The 18,150-nt window shown below is 69.4% G+C and carries 12 protein-coding genes; all 12 read right to left on the bottom strand.

All coding sequences use genetic code 11. The features are described 5' to 3' along the window. Positions 1-7: 7 nt before the first annotated feature. On the bottom strand, positions 8-2,647 hold the full coding sequence (locus tag AB3X07_RS11915; RefSeq protein ID WP_369938828.1) for an EAL domain-containing protein: 2,640 nt from the start codon (positions 2,645-2,647) through the stop codon (positions 8-10). Between the two features lie 160 nt (positions 2,648-2,807). Beyond that, positions 2,808-3,881 carry a protein-glutamate methylesterase/protein-glutamine glutaminase gene (locus AB3X07_RS11910; protein WP_369938827.1) on the bottom strand — a complete coding sequence of 358 codons (1,074 nt, stop codon included), beginning with the start codon at positions 3,879-3,881 and terminating at the stop codon, positions 2,808-2,810. Further along, positions 3,878-4,480 carry a chemoreceptor glutamine deamidase CheD gene (gene cheD / locus AB3X07_RS11905; protein WP_369938826.1) on the bottom strand — a complete coding sequence of 201 codons (603 nt, stop codon included), beginning with the start codon at positions 4,478-4,480 and terminating at the stop codon, positions 3,878-3,880. The genes AB3X07_RS11910 and cheD overlap by 4 nt, the downstream gene beginning before the upstream one ends. After that, positions 4,477-5,343: a CheR family methyltransferase gene (locus tag AB3X07_RS11900; RefSeq protein WP_369938825.1), complete on the bottom strand. Its 867-nt coding sequence runs from the start codon at positions 5,341-5,343 to the stop codon at positions 4,477-4,479. The genes cheD and AB3X07_RS11900 overlap by 4 nt, the downstream gene beginning before the upstream one ends. A gap of 90 nt (positions 5,344-5,433) precedes the next feature. Beyond that, positions 5,434-7,671: a methyl-accepting chemotaxis protein gene (locus AB3X07_RS11895; RefSeq protein ID WP_369938824.1), complete on the bottom strand. Its 2,238-nt coding sequence runs from the start codon at positions 7,669-7,671 to the stop codon at positions 5,434-5,436. A 67-nt stretch (positions 7,672-7,738) separates the two neighbouring features. Further along, the gene (locus AB3X07_RS11890; RefSeq protein WP_369938823.1) at positions 7,739-8,305 is read right to left on the bottom strand and encodes a Tar ligand binding domain-containing protein; all 567 of its coding nucleotides are present in this window, start codon (positions 8,303-8,305) and stop codon (positions 7,739-7,741) included. Positions 8,306-8,471: 166 nt separating this feature from the next. Further along, positions 8,472-10,721, bottom strand: coding sequence for a methyl-accepting chemotaxis protein (locus tag AB3X07_RS11885; protein ID WP_369938822.1), 2,250 nt, complete (start codon positions 10,719-10,721; stop codon positions 8,472-8,474). Between the two features lie 153 nt (positions 10,722-10,874). Further along, positions 10,875-13,265 (bottom strand): methyl-accepting chemotaxis protein, encoded by a 2,391-nt coding sequence (locus AB3X07_RS11880; RefSeq protein ID WP_369938821.1) that lies wholly within the window; start codon positions 13,263-13,265, stop codon positions 10,875-10,877. Positions 13,266-13,365: 100 nt separating this feature from the next. Beyond that, positions 13,366-13,746, bottom strand: a complete 381-nt coding sequence (locus tag AB3X07_RS11875) for a hypothetical protein (protein WP_369938820.1) — start codon at positions 13,744-13,746, stop codon at positions 13,366-13,368. Positions 13,747-13,925: 179 nt separating this feature from the next. Further along, entirely contained in the window at positions 13,926-14,417 is a 492-nt protein-coding gene (locus AB3X07_RS11870; RefSeq protein WP_128419442.1) for a chemotaxis protein CheW, read from the bottom strand. 114 nt (positions 14,418-14,531) lie between these two features. Then, positions 14,532-15,314: a flagellar brake protein gene (locus AB3X07_RS11865; RefSeq protein ID WP_369938819.1), complete on the bottom strand. Its 783-nt coding sequence runs from the start codon at positions 15,312-15,314 to the stop codon at positions 14,532-14,534. Positions 15,315-15,375: 61 nt separating this feature from the next. Next, positions 15,376-18,081, bottom strand: a complete 2,706-nt coding sequence (locus AB3X07_RS11860; protein WP_369938818.1) for a Cache 3/Cache 2 fusion domain-containing protein — start codon at positions 18,079-18,081, stop codon at positions 15,376-15,378. Positions 18,082-18,150 lie beyond the last annotated feature (69 nt).

Below are 18,150 nucleotides of genomic sequence, written 5' to 3'. Positions count from 1 at the left end.
GCCGCAATTACGGCTGGGTCGGGCCGTCGGCGCTGGTCGAGGCAGGCGCCGCGCCCACGCCGGCCAGGTGCGCGTCCAGCCAGCGTTCCAGCCCGGCCGCCGGCAGCGCCGGCGCGAACAGGAAGCCCTGCAGCACGTCGCAGCCGAGCGCGGCCAGCAGCGCCCGTTGCGCCTCGGTCTCGACGCCTTCGGCGACGGTATGCAGGTGCAGGCTCTGGCCGATGCGCAGCGCCGAGGTGGTCAGCGCGCGGGCGGTCTCGCTGTGCTCCAGGTCGCGCACGAAGCTCATGTCCAGCTTGAGTTCGTCGACCGGCAACTGGTGCAGGTGGCTGAGGCTGGAGTAGCCAGTGCCGAAGTCGTCCAGCGACAGGCGCACCCCGCTGGCCTGCAGTCGGCCCAGGTTGGCCAGCACCGCCGGCGCGTCGGACAGCATCACGCTCTCGGTCATCTCCAGCGCCAGCGCGCCGGGCTCCAGCGCATGGCTGCTCAGCAACTGCGCCACGCGCGCGGGCAACTGCGCGTCGGCGAAGTTGCTGGGCGACAGGTTGACCGCCACGCGCGGCACCGGCACGCCGCGCGACCGCCAGTCGGCGATCTGGCGGCAGGCCTGGCGCAGGACCCAGTGGCCGAGGTCGTCGATCAGCCCGCATTCCTCGGCCATCGGCACGAAGCGCGCCGGCGAGATATCGCCCAGATGCGGGTGCTGCCAGCGCAGCAGCGCCTCCACGCCGTACAGCGCGTAGGGCGGCTGGCTGTGCAACTGCGGCTGGTAGTGCAAGCGCAGTTGGTCGCGGCGCAACGCGTCGCGCAGCGCGGTTTCCATGGCCACGCGTTCCTGCGCCATGCGGTTCATGTCGGCGCTGAAGAAGCGGAAGCTGCCGCCGCCTTCGTGCTTGGCCCGGTACATGGCCAGGTCGGCATGGCGCAGCAGGGTCTCGATGTCGCGGCCGTCGTCGGGGAACATCGCCACGCCGATGCTGGCGCTCGGGTGCAGGGTCACGTGCCCGACCACCAGCGGCTCGGCCACCGCCAGCAGCAGGCGTTCGGCCACGCCGGCCGCCTGCTCGGCGCCGCAGTGCGGCAGCATCAGCACGAACTCGTCGCCGGCTTGGCGGCCGATCAGGTCGGCCGCGCCGAGGACGTCGCCCAGGCGCCGGGCGATGTCGCGCAGCAGGCCGTCGCCGGCCGCGTGGCCCTGGGTCTCGTTGACGCGCTTGAAGCGGTCCAGGTCCAGGAACAGGATCGCGACCGGGAACTCCTGGTATTCGGCGCCGACCAGCGCCTGTTCGCCGCGGGCGCTGAACATGACCCGGTTGGGCAGCCCGGTCAACGAGTCGTAGAAGGCCAACTGGTGCACCCGCGCCCGGGTCTGCTCGCGTTCCAGCGCCAGCGCGCACAGGTGCAGGCACAACTCGATCAGGCGCAGGTGCCAGGCCGGCGGTTCGCCGGGCTCGCGGTAGTACAGCGCGAAACTGCCGAGCACGCGCCCGCCGCTGGACTTGATCGGGCTGGCCACGCAACTGCGCAAGCCGAGCTGCGCGACCAGGTCGCGGTGGTCGGCGAAGACCGGGTCGGCGGCGGTGTCGCGGACCAGCACCTGCTTGCCGCGCCAGATCGCCGCGGCGCAGGCGCCGGCGTTGGGACCGATGCGCAGGCGCTCGGTCTGCGCGTTGAAGGAGGTCGGCAGGCTGGGCGAGGCCAGCGGATGCAGCAGCCCGTCGCCATCGACGCCGAGGATCGAGGCCGCCACCTGCGGGGCGATGCGTTCGACTTCGCTGCAGATCAGCGTGGCGACGTCGACCAGCGGCTGTTCGCGGACCAGCGCGTCGAGCACGTTCTTGTGCAGGATCTCGTGCATCTTGCTCTGGGTGATGTCGGTAAACGACAGCACGTAATGCTGGATGCCGCCGTCCTCGTCGGCGATCGGATTGGCGACGACGGTGGTCCACAGCGGCGCGCCGTCCTTGCGGTAGACCAGCAGGTCGCCCTGGTCGCCCTGGCCGCCGACCACGCGGTCGCGGATCCGGCGGATCACCGACTGGTCGGTGCCGGTACCGGTCAGCACGCGGCTCGGCAACGATCCGCGCACCTCGTCGGCGGCATAGCCGAACATGCGCACGAAGCCGGCGTTGACGTACAGGATGGCCAGTTGCGGATCGCAGACCGCGATCGCGTTGTCGCTGCGGTCCAGCGCCAGCGACAGCAGCCGCATCCTGGCGTCGCGCTCGCGTTCCTCGCCGATGTCGCGGACGAAGACCACGTGCAGCGGGGCGCGCTCCTGCGGCACCGTCGCCGCGCTGATGGCCACCCAGCGCTGCACGCCGTCGTTGCCGGGCAGTTGAAGTTCGTAGGCGTCGCCGGGCGCGGTGCCGCCGGCCCGCAAGCACCTGGCCAGCAGGCCGGGGCGTGCGTCCTCGGCCACCAGGTCGCCGAGCGAGCGCCCCAACACCTGCTCCTGGTTCAGCCCCCACAGCGTCTCGGCGGTGCGGTTGAAGGCGAGGATGCGGGCGTCCGCGTCGATCACCACCACGCCGTCCGGGGCGTGGTGCAGGCAGTTCAGCAGGGCCCGCTCGGGCGCCGCCAGGCCCGGCGCGGGCGTGGCCGCCGCGTCGGCGGCGATCGGCGTGCGGCCGCGTTGCGGCGGCATCGCGTCAGCGCCTGGCCAGGCCGCGCGCGACGGCGCGACGGAACGGACTCGGACGTGCGCGCGCTGGCGCCATCGCTGACTCGCTGATCGACATGGGTTCCCCTGGTTGTTGCCACCCGTCCGCCTCCGCGGGCGCGCCTGCCGCGGAGGCCGCTACAGCCTAGCGCGCCTGGCTGGACAACGCGATCAGGCGTTCGGCGATGCGGTCCAGCGGCAGCACTTCCTGCGCGGCGCCGAGCCGGAACGCGGTCCCGGGCATGCCCCAGACCACGCTGGTGGCCTCGTCCTGGACCAGGGTGCTGGCGCCGGCCTGCAGCATCTCCAGCAGGCCGCGCGCGCCGTCGTCGCCCATCCCGGTGAGGATCGCGCCGATCGCGTTGGCGCCGGCGTTGCGCGCCACCGACTGGAACAGCACGTCCACCGCCGGCTTGTGCCGGTTGACCGGCGGGCCGTCGTCGATCTTGCAGCGCCAGCGCGCGCCGTCGCGGATCACCTGCAGGTGCTTGCCGCCGGGCGGCAGGTAGGCGTGGCCGGGCAGGATCGCTTCGCCTTCGGTCGCCTCGCGTACCGCCATCGCCGAGTGCCGGTTGAGGCGGTCGGCGAAGGCGGTGCTGAAGCCGGCCGGCAGGTGCTGGGTCATCACCACCGCCGGCGCGTCGGCCGGCATGCCTTCCAGCACCACGCGCAGCGCCTCGGTGCCGCCGGCGGAGGCGCCGATCGCGATCAGCCGGTCGGTGGTGCGGAACTTCAGCGTGGACGCGGCGCTGGGCGTGGCCACGCCGGCGCCGGGGCGCGGCGCGGCCGGGCGGTCGAGCGCGCGGACCTTGGCCTTGGCCGCGGCCTTGACCTTGCCGACGATTTCCTCGGCGTATTCCTCCAGGCCGCGCGCCACGTCGAGCTTGGGCTTGGAGATGAAGTCCACCGCGCCCAGCGCCAGCGCCTGCAGCGTGGTGTCGGCGCCGCGCTCGGTCAGTGAGGAGATCATCACCACCGGGGTGGGCCGCAGCCGCATCAGGTTTTCCAGGAACGCCAGGCCGTCCATGCGCGGCATTTCCACGTCCAGGGTGATCACGTCCGGATTCAGGCGCTTGATCTTCTCGCGCGCAAGCAGCGGATCGGCGGCCGAGCCGACCACCTCCACGCCGGGCGCGCGCGACAGGATTTCGGTGAGCATCTGGCGTACGACCGCGGAGTCGTCGACGATCAGCACGCGGCAGGGAGTTTCGGCAGTCATTCGAACAGCTCCACGGCGCCGGTGACCGGCGCTTTGGCGAGACGGGCACGCACCGCCGATTCGGCGGCGGCGACTTCGGCTTCCTCGTGCGCATGCGGCAGGCGCTGCACGACCACGCGGCCGGTGGCGGGGAAGAACCAGATCTTGCGCGGATGGATGCCGCGCAGGTCCTCGGCCACCACCGGGATGTGCTCGGCCTTGAGGTAGTTCAGCACGAACTCGGCGTTGCGCGTGCCGACCGGGTTGTTGGTGAAGCCCTTGAGCACGTTGCCGCCGCCGAACACCTTGGCTTCCAGGCGGTTGCGCGCGGCGCCGCGCTTGAGCAGGTCGTTGATCAGCACTTCCATCGCGTAGCTGCCGTAGCGCGCCGGCGCGCCGTCGCCGGCCTGACCGTCGGGCAGCATGAAGTGGTTCATGCCGCCGATCTTGAGCAGCGGGTCGCGGATGCAGGCGGCGACGCACGAGCCGAGGATGGTGGTCAGCGCGGTATCGTCGGTCACCACAAGGTACTGGGTCGGCAGCAGCTTGGCCGCGATCGTCTGGAAGCGGGTGTCGTGGTAACGCATTACCTGGTCGGCGACCATGCTGGCGGCGCTCATGCGCGTGCCTTGCCGGCGCGCCGGTACAGGGTCCGGCCGCAGGGCTGGATCAGGTCGGCCGCATGCAGGTAGTTCTCCGAATGGCCGGTGTAGAGCATGCCCTCGTCGTCCAGGTGCGGGATCAGCCGTGACAGGATCCCGCGCTGGGTGGGTTTGTCGAAATAGATCATCACGTTGCGGCAGAACAGCGCCAGGTAGGGACCGCTCACGTCGTAGCGCGGCTCCAGCAGGTTCAACTGGCGGAACTCGAGCAGGTCGCGCAAGGCCGGCACCACGCGGCACTGGCCTTCGTTGGCGCCGCTGCCGCGCTGGAAGTACTTGCGCTTGAGCGCCGGGTCCAGGCTGGCGATGCGATCGATCGCGTAGACGCCGCGCGAGGCGGTGGCCAGCACCTGGGTATCCACGTCGGTGGCCAGGATCCGCACCGGCGGGGTCAGCGTGCCGAACGCCTCGCAGGCGGTGATCGCCAGCGAGTACGGTTCCTCGCCGGTGGAGGAGGCGCACGACCAGATCTTGATCGGCGCCGCGGCGGCATGCTTCTGCAATTCCTCGCGCAGGCGCTCGAAGTGGTGCGGCTCGCGGAAGAACGAGGTCAGGTTGGTGGTCAGCGCATTGGTGAACGCCTCCCACTCCTCGCCGCCGTCGCGTTCCAGCGCGTCCAGGTAGTCGCGGAACGAGCGCAGGCCCAGCGTGCGCAGGCGCCGCGACAGCCGGCCGTAGACCATGTCGCGCTTGGCCGGGGCGAGGGCGATGCCCGCCTTCTGGTAGATCAGGTCGCAGACGCGCTTGAAGTCGCGGTCGCTGAATTCGAAATCGCGATTGTCGGAACCGGCAGGGGGCAGGGAAGACGTCGGAGTGGCCATGGCTCGCAGCGGTGATCGGTCTAACGGGTTATCGGCCGGCGCCGCACGAAATTGACGCCGGAGGGAGGCATGGCCGGTGCCGCTGGCCGATCAGAATTCCTGCCACTGGTCCGCGGCGGTGGCGCCGGCGGCGCTGCGCACGCGCGGCGCCGGACGCGAGGCGGCGGCGCCGGGGCGCGCCCTGACCTGGGCCGGCGCCGCCGCCAGGGCCAGGGGTGCCGGCGCGGCGGCCCGCGTGTCCAGCTTGAACTCGGCGACCGTGGCGCTGAGCTGGTTGGCCTGGGTCTGCATCGTGCGCGCGGCGGCGGTGGCTTCCTCGACCAGCGCGGCGTTCTGCTGGGTGGTCTCGTCCATTTGCGTCACGGTCTGGTGGACCTGCTCGATGCCGGCCGACTGCTCCTGCGAGGCGGCGGAGATCTCGCCCATGATGTCGGTGACGCGCTGCACCGAGGCCACGATCTCCTGCATGGTGCGGCCGGCCTGGTCCACCAGCGCCGAGCCTTCGGCGACACGGGTGACCGAATCGTCGATCAGGCCCTTGATCTCCTTGGCCGCGCCCGCCGAACGCTGGGCGAGGGTGCGCACTTCCGAGGCGACCACGGCGAAGCCGCGACCCTGTTCGCCGGCGCGGGCCGCTTCCACGGCCGCATTCAAGGCCAGGATGTTGGTCTGGAAGGCGATGCCGTCGATGACGCTGATGATGTCGGCGATCTTCTTCGACGACGCCTCGATGCCGCTCATGGTGCTCACCACCTGCGCGACCACCTCGCCACCCTGCGAGGCGACCGAGGCGGCGCCCACCGCGAGTTGATTGGCCTGGCGCGCGTGTTCGGCGTTCTGCTTGACGGTGGAGGTCAGCTCCTCCATCGAGGCGGCGGTCTCCTCCAGGCTGGCGGCCTGCTGCTCGGTGCGGCGCGACAGGTCGTCGTTGCCGGCGGCGATTTCCGAGGATGCGACATTGATGCTGGCGGCCGCGTTCTGGATGCGGCCGACGATGGCGGCCAATTGCTCGGCGGTGGCGTTGGCGTCGTCGCGCATGGTGGCGAACACGCCGTGGAAGTCGCCGTGCATGCGCACGCTCAGGTCGCCGGAGGCGATGGCCTGCAGCAACTGCGACAGTTCGCCCAGGGTGCGGTCGCTGACCTCCATCATCGCGTTGAGGTTCTCCACCATCGCGCGGAAGTCGTACTGGAAGCGCGCGGCATCGCCGCGGGCGCTGAAGTCGCCGGCCGCCGCGGCCTCGGCCAGTTGCTTGACCTGCGCGTTCATCGCCATCAGGTTGGCCTTGGCGGTGTCCATCGCCTCGGTCACCACCGCCTTCTCGCCGGGCAGGCGGTCCATGTCCTCGCTGAGGTCGCCGATCGCATAGCGCTCGATGATCTGCACCAGGCGCATCTTCACCGCGATATGCGCGCCGACCAGGTCGTTGGTGGCCTTGACCATGTGCCCGTAATCGCCGGGGAAGGCGGCCTCGTCCATGCGGTAGCTGATCGTGCCCTGCTCATGGCGCTGCGCCATCTGGTTCTGCGCGTCGATCACCGCGCGGATGCGGCCGCGCATGTCCAGCATGTCGCCCATCAGTTGGCCGATCTCGTCGTTGGAGCGCGCCTGTACGCGGCTATCCAGTTCGCCGCGGGCGATGGCCTGCGACAGCTGCCGCGCCGCGTCGAGTTGCCGCGCGATGCCGCGCGCGATCAGCCAGCCGATGCTGGCGGCGGCGGTGATGACCAGCCCCAGCAGGGTCATGATCAGCAGCTTGGTCCGCGCCAGTTGCGCATTGATGGCGTCCATTTCCCGGTTCAGTTGCGCGACGTTGTAGTCGGTCAGCGCCACGATGCGGTCGAACAGTTCGCGCCGCTGCGGCCGCGACTGCTTGTCGGAGATCGCCTGCGCGGCGGCGACGTCGCCGCCGCGCAGCGCATCGCCCATCAGGCTGTTGCTGTGCAGGTAGGCCTGCAGCGTGTCCTTGACTCCGGCGTACATCTGCGCCTGCTGCTTCTCGCGCATCACCCGCTCGATGACGATCTGGTTCTTCTGCACTTCGGCGCGCACCTTCTGCATGCGCTTGAAGTAATCCGCCACCGCCTCCGGGTCGTTGGCGCGCGCGATCTGCGCCAGCTCGTAGGTGCGGAATTCGCCCAACTGCGCACGGACCTCGGCCAGCGCCTGGGTGGCCGGCACCCAATCCACTTCGATGCGCCGCAGTTCGCTCATCGCCAGGGTGGTCCGCGAATAGGTGAACGCGCCCAGCACCACGGTCAATAACGTGATCAGGGCGAAGGCGAGCATCAGCTTGTCGCGGATTTTCAGCTGCTTGAAGAAGTTCATGACGATTCCGTGCGGGCGTTTGCCGAAGAAGGTGCCGAAGCGGTGCTGGGGAGGGGCAGGGGATGCGCTAGCGCGCGGCGTAGGCGCGGGGCGTTGCGTGGCTGGCCGACGCCTGGCGGGCGTTGATCCGGTCCAGCTCCATCAGGTGGGCGAACAGCGTCCGCCGCAGCGGCAGCGCCCGTTGCGTGGACAGCTGCCCGGCGCGGTCGCGGTCGCCGGCATGCACCGCGGCGCTGAGCTGCCGGTGCAGGTCCAGGAAGGCGTCCAGCTCGGTCCGAACCCGGGCGAAGCGACGGTCCTCTTCGCCGTCGGGCCGGCTGGCGACGTACAGGGCCAGTTGCCGATGCACGCCCTGCAACGTGCGCGCGATGCGCCGGTCGCAGTCGGCCACGTCCGCGGCGTTGCCGGTCGCGGCGACCAGCGAGAGTTGGTACAGCCGCAGCTCCGCCAACTGCGCGCGCAGTTCGCGCAGGGCCAGCGCCGATGGCGCCTGCCGGGTCTGCAGCTGCAGCAGATGCTCCCGCGAGGCGTCAAGCGCGGTACTCAGTCGGGCCGCGCCGATCACCAGCGCGCAGCCCATCAGGCACAGCAGCGAGGCGAGCAGCGACGACCTCAGGTCGGTATAGCGTGGCATCTCATGTCCCCCGAAGCGGCGATGGCGACGGCATGGATCGGGCAGGCAGTGCGTTCATGCGTCACCTCGTGTATCGACGGGGTCGCCCAGGGCTTGAGCGGTTCGGTCCGCGGCATCCATGCAACTGGGATGCCGCAGCGGTCCCCGCCGCGGGGACCATCACGGTTCAGAATTCCGCCCAGTTGGTCTCGGCGACCGCCGTGGGCGCGCGCGGCGCGCTCCTGGCAGGCCGGGCCGGCTTGACCGCGGGACGCGCCGGCGCGCGCGCAGGCGCAGCGGCGGCAACAACAGGTGCCGTGGCGGTGGCGGCGCCGCCGAGCCGGAACACGGCCGCGGCCTCGCCCAATCGGCGCGCCTCTTCCTCCAGGGCCCGCGCCGATGCGCTGGCTTCCTCGACCAGCGCGGCGTTCTGCTGGGTGGCCTCGTCCATCTGCGTCACGGTCTGGTTGACCTGCTCGATGCCGGCCGACTGTTCCTGCGAGGCGGCGGAGATCTCGCCCATGATGTCGGTCACGCGCTGCACCGAGGCCACGATCTCCTGCATGGTCTGGCCGGCCTTGTCGACCAGCGCCGAGCCTTCGGCGACACGGGTGACCGAGTCGTCGATCAGGCCCTTGATCTCCTTGGCCGCGCCCGCCGAACGCTGGGCGAGGGTACGTACTTCCGAGGCGACCACGGCGAAGCCGCGGCCCTGTTCGCCGGCGCGCGCCGCTTCCACCGCGGCATTGAGCGCCAGGATGTTGGTCTGGAAGGCGATGCCGTCGATGACGCTGATGATGTCGGCGATCTTCTTCGAGGAGGTCTCGATCCCGCTCATGGTGGTCACCACCTGGCCGACCACGTCGCCGCCCTGCGAGGCGACCGCGGCCGCGCCGACCGCGAGCTGGTTGGCCTGGCGCGCGTGTTCGGCGTTCTGCTTCACTGTGGAGGTCAGCTCCTCCATCGAGGCGGCGGTCTCCTCCAGGCTGGCGGCCTGTTGTTCGGTGCGGCGCGACAGGTCGTCGTTGCCGGCGGCGATCTCGGTACTCGCGGTGTTGATCGAGAGCGCGGCGTGCTGGATGCGGCCGACGATATCGGCGAGCTGGTCGGCGGTGGCATTGGCGTCGTCGCGCATGGTGGCGAACACGCCCTGGAACTCGCCGTGCATGCGCGCGGTCAGGTCGCCGGCGGCGATGGACTGCAGCAGCGCGGACAGCTTGCCCAGGTTGCGGTCGCTGACCTCCATCATCGCGTTGAGGTCCTGCACCATCAGCCGGAAATCGTGCTGGAAGTGCGCCGCATCGCCGCGGGCGCTGAAGTCGCCGGCCGCGGCCGCGGCGGCCAGGCGCTTGATCTCGGTATTGATCGCCAGCAGGCTGGCCTTGGCCGCGTCCATCGATTCGTGCAGCACCGCGCGGCTGCCGGGCAGGCGCCGGGCGTCGCGGCGCAGGTCGCCGTTGGCGTACTCGTTGAGGATCTCCACCGCCTCCACGATCGCGTCCAGGTGCTCGAACATCATCGTGTTGATGCCGGTCGCCAGTTCGCCATAGACGCCGGGGAAGTCGTTCGGCATGCGGTGGGAGATGTCCTTGTCCGCGTGCAGCAGCGCCATCTTCGAGGTCTCGCTGGAGAAGCGTTCCAGCACGTGGATCATTTCGCCGGTGGCGCGCAGCATCTGCCCGGTCTCGTCGCGCCCCGGGTTGTCGATGCGGACGCTGAGGTCGCCCCTGGAGACCGCGCGGATCGCGTGCAGCGCACGGCCCACCGGCACCAGCACCGAGCTGCCGATCAGCCAGTTGATGCCGAAGGTGATCAGCACCAGCAGGCCGCCGGCCACGGTCATCACCCCGGTGAACCGCAGCGCCTGCGCCTGCACGTCGTCCATGTACACGCCGGTGCCGATGACCCAGTTCCAGGGCTTGAACGGCGCGTTGTAGGACACCTTCTCGACCGGCTTGTCGTTGCCCGGCTTGGGCCACAGATAGTCCACGTAGCCGCCGCCGGCGTTGGCGGCGGTCACGAACTGGCGGAAGATCGGCTTGCCGTCGGCGCTGAGCACGCCGCTGAGGTCCTTGCCGACCAGGTCGTGCCGGGTGGGGTGCATCAGCATCGTCGGGTGCATGTCATGCACGTAGAAATAGTCCACGCCGTCGCGGGCACGCATCGATTCGAGCGTGGCCAGGGCGGTGCGCTGCGCATCGGCCAACGGCATCTGCCCGGCCTCCGCCTTGGCCGCATAGGCCTGCACCACGCCCAGCGCCAGCTCGATCTGGCTCTTCAGCGCCTGTTCGCGGGTATTGCGGATGTCCACGTATTGCATGCGCGCGGCCAGGATCGCCAGCAGCACGATGCCGCCGCCCAGCAGCACGGTTTGCCAGACGAACTTGCGGCGCAGCGGCAGATCCGACAGGCGGGCAACGAGCGAGGTGTACGACATGGAGTAAGGCCTTCGAGTTGTCTCGAAAGTCTTAGCGGCGCCGCCGTCACAAAGTTGAGATGTGCGCCCGGCATGCGCGCGGTCCTCCCCAAAAAAAATCCCCGGCGCGAAGGCCGGGGATCCTGGATGCCGCAGGGGCGCGAGGCTGGCGCCTCAGAACTCCTGCCAGTCCGAATCGGCCAGGGCCGGTACGGACTTCTTGCTGCTGGTCGCCAGCGCCGGCTTGCTCGGCACCGCGGCCGGCTTCTTCGCCACCTCGCGTATCGAGTGCACCTGCGCATGGCGCGGTGCCGGCGCACTGGCGGGCGCGCTGGCCGGCGACTGCTCCACGCGGAAGATCGCGACCGCTTCGGTCAACTGCCCGGCCTGTTCCTCCATCGAGCGTGCGGCGGCCGTGGCTTCCTCGACCAGGGCGGCGTTCTGCTGGGTGGTCTCGTCCATCTGCGTCACGGTCTGGTTGACCTGCTCGATGCCGGCCGACTGCTCCTGCGAGGCGGCGGCGATCTCGCTCATGATGTCGGTGACGCGCTGCACCGAGGATACGATCTCCTGCATGGTCTGGCCGGCCTGGCGCACCAGCGCCGAGCCGTTGGCGACCTGGCTGACCGACGCGTCGATCAGGCCCTTGATCTCCTTGGCGGCGTTGGCCGAGCGCTGGGCCAGGGTGCGCACTTCCGAGGCGACCACGGCGAAGCCGCGGCCCTGCTCGCCGGCACGCGCCGCTTCCACCGCAGCATTGAGCGCCAGGATGTTGGTCTGGAAGGCGATGCCGTCGATGACGCTGATGATGTCGGCGATCTTCTTCGAGGAGGTCTCGATGCCGCTCATGGTGGTCACGACCTTGCCGACCACCTCGCCGCCCTGCGAGGCGACCGAGGCCGCGCCCACGGCGAGCTGGTTGGCCTGGCGCGCGTGCTCGGCGTTCTGGCGCACGGTGGAGGTCAGTTCCTCCATCGAGGCGGCGGTCTCTTCCAGGTTCGCCGCCTGCTGCTCGGTGCGGCGCGACAGGTCGTCGTTGCCGGAGGCGATCTCGCCGGCGGCGGCGTTGATCGAGACTGCGGCCTGCTGGATGCGGCCGACGATGCCGGCCAGCTGTTCGGCGGTGGCGTTGGCGTCGTCGCGCATCGTGGCGAACACGCCGTGGAAATCGCCATGCATGCGCGCGGTCAGGTCGCCTTGCGACAGCGCGGTCAGCAGCTTGGAGACTTCGCCGATGCTGTCGCCGTTGGCCTGCAGCAGGCCGTTGAGCTGCTGCGCCAACTGCAGGAAGAAGCCGTGCTTGCCGTCGGTGGCCACGCGTCCGGACAGGTCGCCGGCGGCGGCGGCCTGCACGATCCTGGCCACTTCCTCCTCGACCTGGGATTCCAGGGTGCGGTCGCGCGATTCGCAGACGAAGCCGACATGGCTGCCATGCGCGTCGCGGATGCTGGAGATGATCTGGGCGATGCGGGCATGGCCATAGGCCATCTCGCGTTCGGTGACGCCCTTGGACTCGATCGTCGCCAGCGTGCGGGTGTCGAGCAGGTTGCCGTGCTCGAGCACGGTCAGCGAGGAGCCGACCAGCGGCATGCTCGAATCGAAGGCGGGGGCGACGCTGTGGATCTGGTCGGCGTACTTGTCGACGATGCCCTGCATCGACGGGTTGGCGTAGACGATGTTGTAGTCCAGGTCGGCGATGAACATGCCGGTGGTGGAGTTGTCCAGGGCGGTGCGGATGCGCAGGTTCTCGGCGGCCACCGCCGCATCGCGCTCGGTGCGCTCGCGTAGGTCCTGCTGCATGCGCTTGAGCGCCTGCATCAGTTCGCCGATCTCGTCCTGGCCGCTGGCGTCGATGTGCCCGTCGAGCTTGCCGCCGGCGACATCGTTGGCGATCTTGACCGCGCTGCGCACGTTGCTGGCCAGCATGCGCCCGAACAGCCAGGCCAGGCCGACCGCGCCGGCCACACCGATCAGCAGGCAGACCAGCAGGGTGGCCGATGCCTTGCCGTAGGTGCCGCCGGCGGTCTGCGCGGCGTCCTTGGCGCGGCGATCGTTTTCGGCGATCAGATCCACCACATCGGCGACCACCTTGTTGTGCAGGGTGCGGGTCTCGCTGGTGAAGGTATCGACCGCGTCGTCGTGCAGCTCCAGCTGCAGCATTTCGTTCACGGACTGGTACGACGTTTTCGCCTTCGTCCAGTCGGCGAGCATGCGCTTGTAGATCTCGCGCTCCTTCTCGCTGCCGATCAGCGCCGGATAGGCGGCCAGCGTCTGGTCCAACTGCTTGCCCAGCGCGATCTGGCGTTCCCCCGACTCCTTCTTCAGCGCATCGCTGCTGCGAATCAGACTCTGGTAGGCCGCATTGCGGTACTCGCCGAGGATGCCGCGGATCTCGCCACCGGTGCGCACGCTGGGCACCACGTTCTTGGAGACGCCATCGGCCACGTCGTTCAGCGAACGCAGGCCGTTGTAGGCCGCGAGCCCCTGCACCAGCATGATCGCGAGCACCAGACCGAAGGCCAGCATCAGCTTCGGCATCACTTTCAGATTCTTTATCCACTGCATGAACGCATTCCCCTTGGTTCGGCGACGGCGGCGAAGTCCCAAAAAGCGAAAGCGCCGCCGTGCCGAAGCGCGAAGGCTCCGGCGCAGCGACGCTCCCGGCTTACTTGATCGTGGCCAGCTTCAGGCTGGACGGCGCGCTGACCTGGATCTCGGCGCGCGAGCTGTCGCGTTCGATCTTGCCGATCACGCACACGTCCTTGCCTTCCAGGGTTTCCGGCGCGAAGCCGAACTTGCCGCGGTCGGCGCCGGCGATGCGCGCGGAGAAGGTGTGGCGCGGGAACATGCCGCCCATGTACAGGAAGGTCGGTTCGCCTTCGGAGTTCTGCGCGTACTTGGCCTTCTCGACCTTGCCGCAGACCATGCCGTCCTTGCCGACGAAGCGGGACGCCATCTCCGGCGGAATCATCTGCTGCGACTGGGCGAACACGCTCGGGCTGGCGGCAAGCAGCAGGATCAGCAGCAGGGGGAACTTCGGCTTCATGGGGGACGACTCCTTTAGGGTGGGGAAATGGATCGGCCCGATGCTGGGGCGGGCCACTAATCAGCTATCGGCGCGATCCCGCCGAACTTGATCGGCGCAAGTGATAAGCAGTTCGCATTTCCACAAAAAAAACCCGCCGGTGCGCGGCGGGTTTTCTGCAACGGGGCGGCGGCCGGGGCTCAGGCCGCTTCGTCCACGTGCGCGTGCTGGCTCAGGTCGGCGCTGTCCAGCAGCGTCTCGATGTCCAGCAGGATCAGCATCTTGTCGTCCTGGGTGCCGATGCCGGAGATGAAGCGGGTATCGACCGCGGCGCCGAACTCGGGGGTCGGGCGGATCTGCTCGGCGTTGAGCGGGATCACGTCGGAGACGCTGTCGACCACGATGCCGACCACGCGGTCCTCGACGTTGAGCACGATCATCACGGTGAAGGCGTCGTAGCGCGCTTCCTTCAAGCGCAGCTTCAGGCGCAGGTCGATCACCGGCACGATGGTGCCGCGCAGGTTGATCACGCCCTTGATGTATTCCGGCGCGTCCGGGACCCGGGTGACCGAGTCGTAGCCGCGGATTTCCTGCACCTTGAGGATATCCACGCCGTAGTGTTCTTCGCCGAGGGTGAAGCTGAGGAATTCGCCGCCGGTGGCGCCGGAGGCAGAGGTGTTCTTGTCGTTCATCGTGGGCTCCTGGTGCGCACCGGTATTGCGGAGGAAGGCGGGAAGGGGGAAGCGCGGCTCATGCACAAGATCGGCGCGCGCCGGCGGAACTTTAGCGACCCGGCAAGGACCGGTTCATGACAGCGCGCCGCTCTTGCGGGCGCTGCGCAGGCGTTCGATGCGGAAGATGTAGCGCTGGATGGTCGCGTCGGCGCCGCGCGGCAGGTCGGCGAAGCGCAGCCCCACGCGCAGCGTCTCCTGGCCGTTGGCCAGCTTGTGCGGGTGCATGTTGCAGACCTGCAGGGTCAGCGGGATCGCGTCGGCGTCGGGTAGCTGCAGGACGCAGCGTGGGTAGCTCTGCTGGCTCTGCGGCAGGGGCTGGCCGGGCGTCAGCGCCACCGCCACGCCGCCGCCGCTGATGTCGATGACGCGCAGCACCAGCTCGGTGGGCGGGCTGGTCTCGGTCAGCCGCAGGACGCACATCGGGGATTCCGTGATGGGCGTCTCGAGTCGGAAGTGTTCGCGGCGCTGCAGGTAATACAAGGTGTCGGGCAGTGGCGCGCGGAAGCCGGCCACGCCGTCGCGCTGCTCCAGTTCCAGGCCGGCGATCCGGAAGCGCAGGCGGACCTTGTCCAGCTGCGCGAAGCACAGCACGTACTCGGCCTGTTCGGCCATGCGGTTGTTGGCGTCGTTGACGCTCAGGTCCAGCAGCAGGGAGTCCTCGTCCAGTTCCAGCAGCGCGGTCGAGAAGGCGTGGTCGCGGCCGTTCGGGTGCGCGCTGACCTGGGAGCGCTGGTTGATCAGCGATTGCAGCAATTGCCGGATCTGCCGTGCATTGGTCAGCAGGAAGCGGTCGTCCTGCTCCGTCGCATCGTGCACGGACGGCTCGGGGGAATCGCTGGTATTGCCTTCGGCCATAGTGGGCAACAAGGTGAGGTGGAATGGGACGGGGCGGCGCAGTTCGCCCCGTCCCACGATCCTATCGGCCGTGGCCGGCTTTTTTGTAGCCTGGATGCAACGTGGCGACATTGTGGCCCGCGGCGCCGTGCCCGCGCGGCTCCAGGGTGAACGAGGCGACCGCGCGGGCCAGTTCGCCGGCCTGGCTTTCCATCGTGCGGGCGCTGGCGGTGGCTTCCTCGACCAGCGCGGCGTTCTGCTGGGTGGCCTCGTCCATCTGCGTCACGGTCTGGTTGACCTGTTCGATGCCGGCCGACTGTTCCTGCGAAGCGGCGGAAATTTCGCCCATGATGTCGGTGACGCGCTGCACCGAGGCGACGATGTCCTGCATGGTGCGGCCGGCCTGGTCCACCAGCGCCGAACCTTCGGCGACACGGCTGACCGAATCGTCGATCAGGCCCTTGATCTCCTTGGCGGCATTGGCCGAGCGCTGGGCGAGGGTACGTACCTCGCTGGCGACCACGGCGAAGCCACGGCCCTGCTCGCCGGCGCGCGCCGCTTCCACCGCGGCATTGAGCGCCAGGATGTTGGTCTGGAAGGCGATGCCGTCGATGACGCTGATGATGTCGGCGATCTTCTTCGACGACGCCTCGATGCCGCTCATGGTGACGGCGACCTGTTCGGCGACCTCGCCACCCTGCGAGGCGACCGACGCGGCGCCCACGGCGAGCTGGTTGGCCTGGCGCGCGTGTTCGGCATTCTGCTTCACGGTGGAGGTCAGTTCCTCCATGGACGCGGCGGTCTCTTCCAGGCTGGCGGCCTGTTGCTCGGTGCGCCGCGACAGGTCGTCGTTGCCGGCGGCGATCTCGCCGGCGGCGGTGTTGATCGCGTCGGAGGCGCCCTGGATCTGGCGCACGATCGCCGCCAGTTGTTCGGCGGTGGTGTTGGCGTGGTCCTTCATGCGCCCGTAGACGCCTTGCAGGTCCGCATCGATGCGGGTGGACAGATCGCCCTCGGACAGCGCCTGCAGCATGTGCTGGATATGCGCCAGGCCGGAGCCGCTGGCCTCCAGCAAGGCATTGATCTGCTCGGCCAGCAGCAACAGGAAGCCCTGCTTGTTGTCCAGGCGCACGCGGCCGCCGAGCTCGCCGGCGGCGGCGCTGCGCACGATCCCGGCGATTTCCTCTTCCACCGCCACCTCGTCGGTGCGGTCGGCCCATTCGACGACGAAGCCCAGGCGGTTGCCGTCGCCGTCGATCACCGGGTTCACGATCAGGCGCATGGTGTGGCCGCCGACGCGGATCTGCGCGCGGTAGGTGGTCTTCAGTTCGGCCAGCAGGCGCGCCTGGTGCTCGGGATGGCGGTGGAACACGTCGATGGTGTTGCCGATTAGGGTCTGCACGTCGAACTGCGGCAGGTCGCGGCGCAGGTCGTCCTGCACGTCGCCGAGCATCTGCAGCAGCGGGCGGTTGACGTAGACGATGCGGCGGTCGGCGTCGGCGATCATCACGTTGGTGCTGACGTCGTCCAGCGCGGTGCGCACGCGCAGGTTCTCCGCGGCTACCACGCGCTCGGTGCGCAGCCGTTCGCGCAGATCGTCGCGCATGCGGCGCATGCCGTGCAGCAGCCGGTTCACGTCGTCCTGGCCGGCGCCGACCTCGATGTGGCTGTCCAGCCGCCCGGCGGCGATGTCGCCGACCACCTGCTCGACCGCCGCCAGCGGGCGCGACACCATCCGCCGTGCCAGCACGAACACCAGCACCGCGCAGCCGACCAGCATCAGCGCGGAGAATCCCAGCACGCTGCGCATCAACGCGTGCAGCGGCGCTTCGATGGCGCTGCGCGGCTGCACGCCGAGCAGGACCCACTGCCACGGCGCGTAGGCCTGCGCGGTGACCAGGAACGGTTCGGTCGGCGCGTCGGCGCCGGCACCGCGCCGCAGGCGCAGCGTGGCGCTGGTCTGCTTGCCGTCCAGCAGCGCCTGCAGCACGGGCTTGTCCGCGTCCAGCACCAGCGCATCGACCATCGCGGCCTTGGACTCTGGGTGCGCGAGCAGGCGCCCGCGCCGCGCCGGGTGCATGTCGACCGCGATGAAGTGGCCGCTGTCGCCGATCCGGGTGCTGCGCAGGCGCTCCTGCAGCGCGACCAGGCCCTGGGTGTAGTTGCGGCCGACGAACAGCGCGCCGACCAGTTCGCCCTGCGCGTTGCGCAGCGGCTGGTAGTGGGTCATGTAGTCGTTGCCGAACAGATGCGCCGGCCCGGTATAGGCCTTGTCCTGCAGCAGCAGCGCATAGGCCGGGTGCGCATGGTCCAGCACGGTGCCGACCACGCGCGCGCCGGATTGGTCGTGCAGCGAGGTCGCGATGCGGACCAGGTCGTTGCCCTTGCGCGCGAACACGGTCGCCACGCCGCCGCTGGCCGCGGCGAACTTGTCCACCGAGGCGAAATCCAGATTCAGCACATGCGCGCCGAGACGCAACGTCGGCGTCTGCACCTCGCCGATCTGCACGGTGTTGGCCGGGTCCAGCTGCGGTTCGCCGGTGGGCAGCATGCCGGCGAACATCTGCCCCAGCCGATCGGTTTCCTCGCTCAGCACCCGGTCGTACATCCTTACCGACTGGTTCATCAGCGTGGTGGCCGATGCCATCTCCTGCATGACCTGATGCTCATGGCTGGCCGCGGATTGCCGGTAGATCAGGGTCGCCAGCAGCACCAGCGCGGCGCTGACCGCGAGGGTGAGCAGGGCGGACAGCTTGGTACCGACCGACAAGTGGCTGAATTTGTTCATGGGGACGCCTATGGAAACGGGGCGGCGCAGGCATGTGAGCGGCGCGTGAACCCCTATCGGCGGTTTTCA

The sequence above is a fragment of the Xanthomonas sp. DAR 35659 genome (genome assembly GCF_041242975.1).
GTDB lineage: Bacteria > Pseudomonadota > Gammaproteobacteria > Xanthomonadales > Xanthomonadaceae > Xanthomonas_A > Xanthomonas_A medicagonis.
The sequence above is the reverse complement of the archived record's forward strand: the minus strand, read 5'-3'. Positions and strand labels throughout refer to the sequence as shown.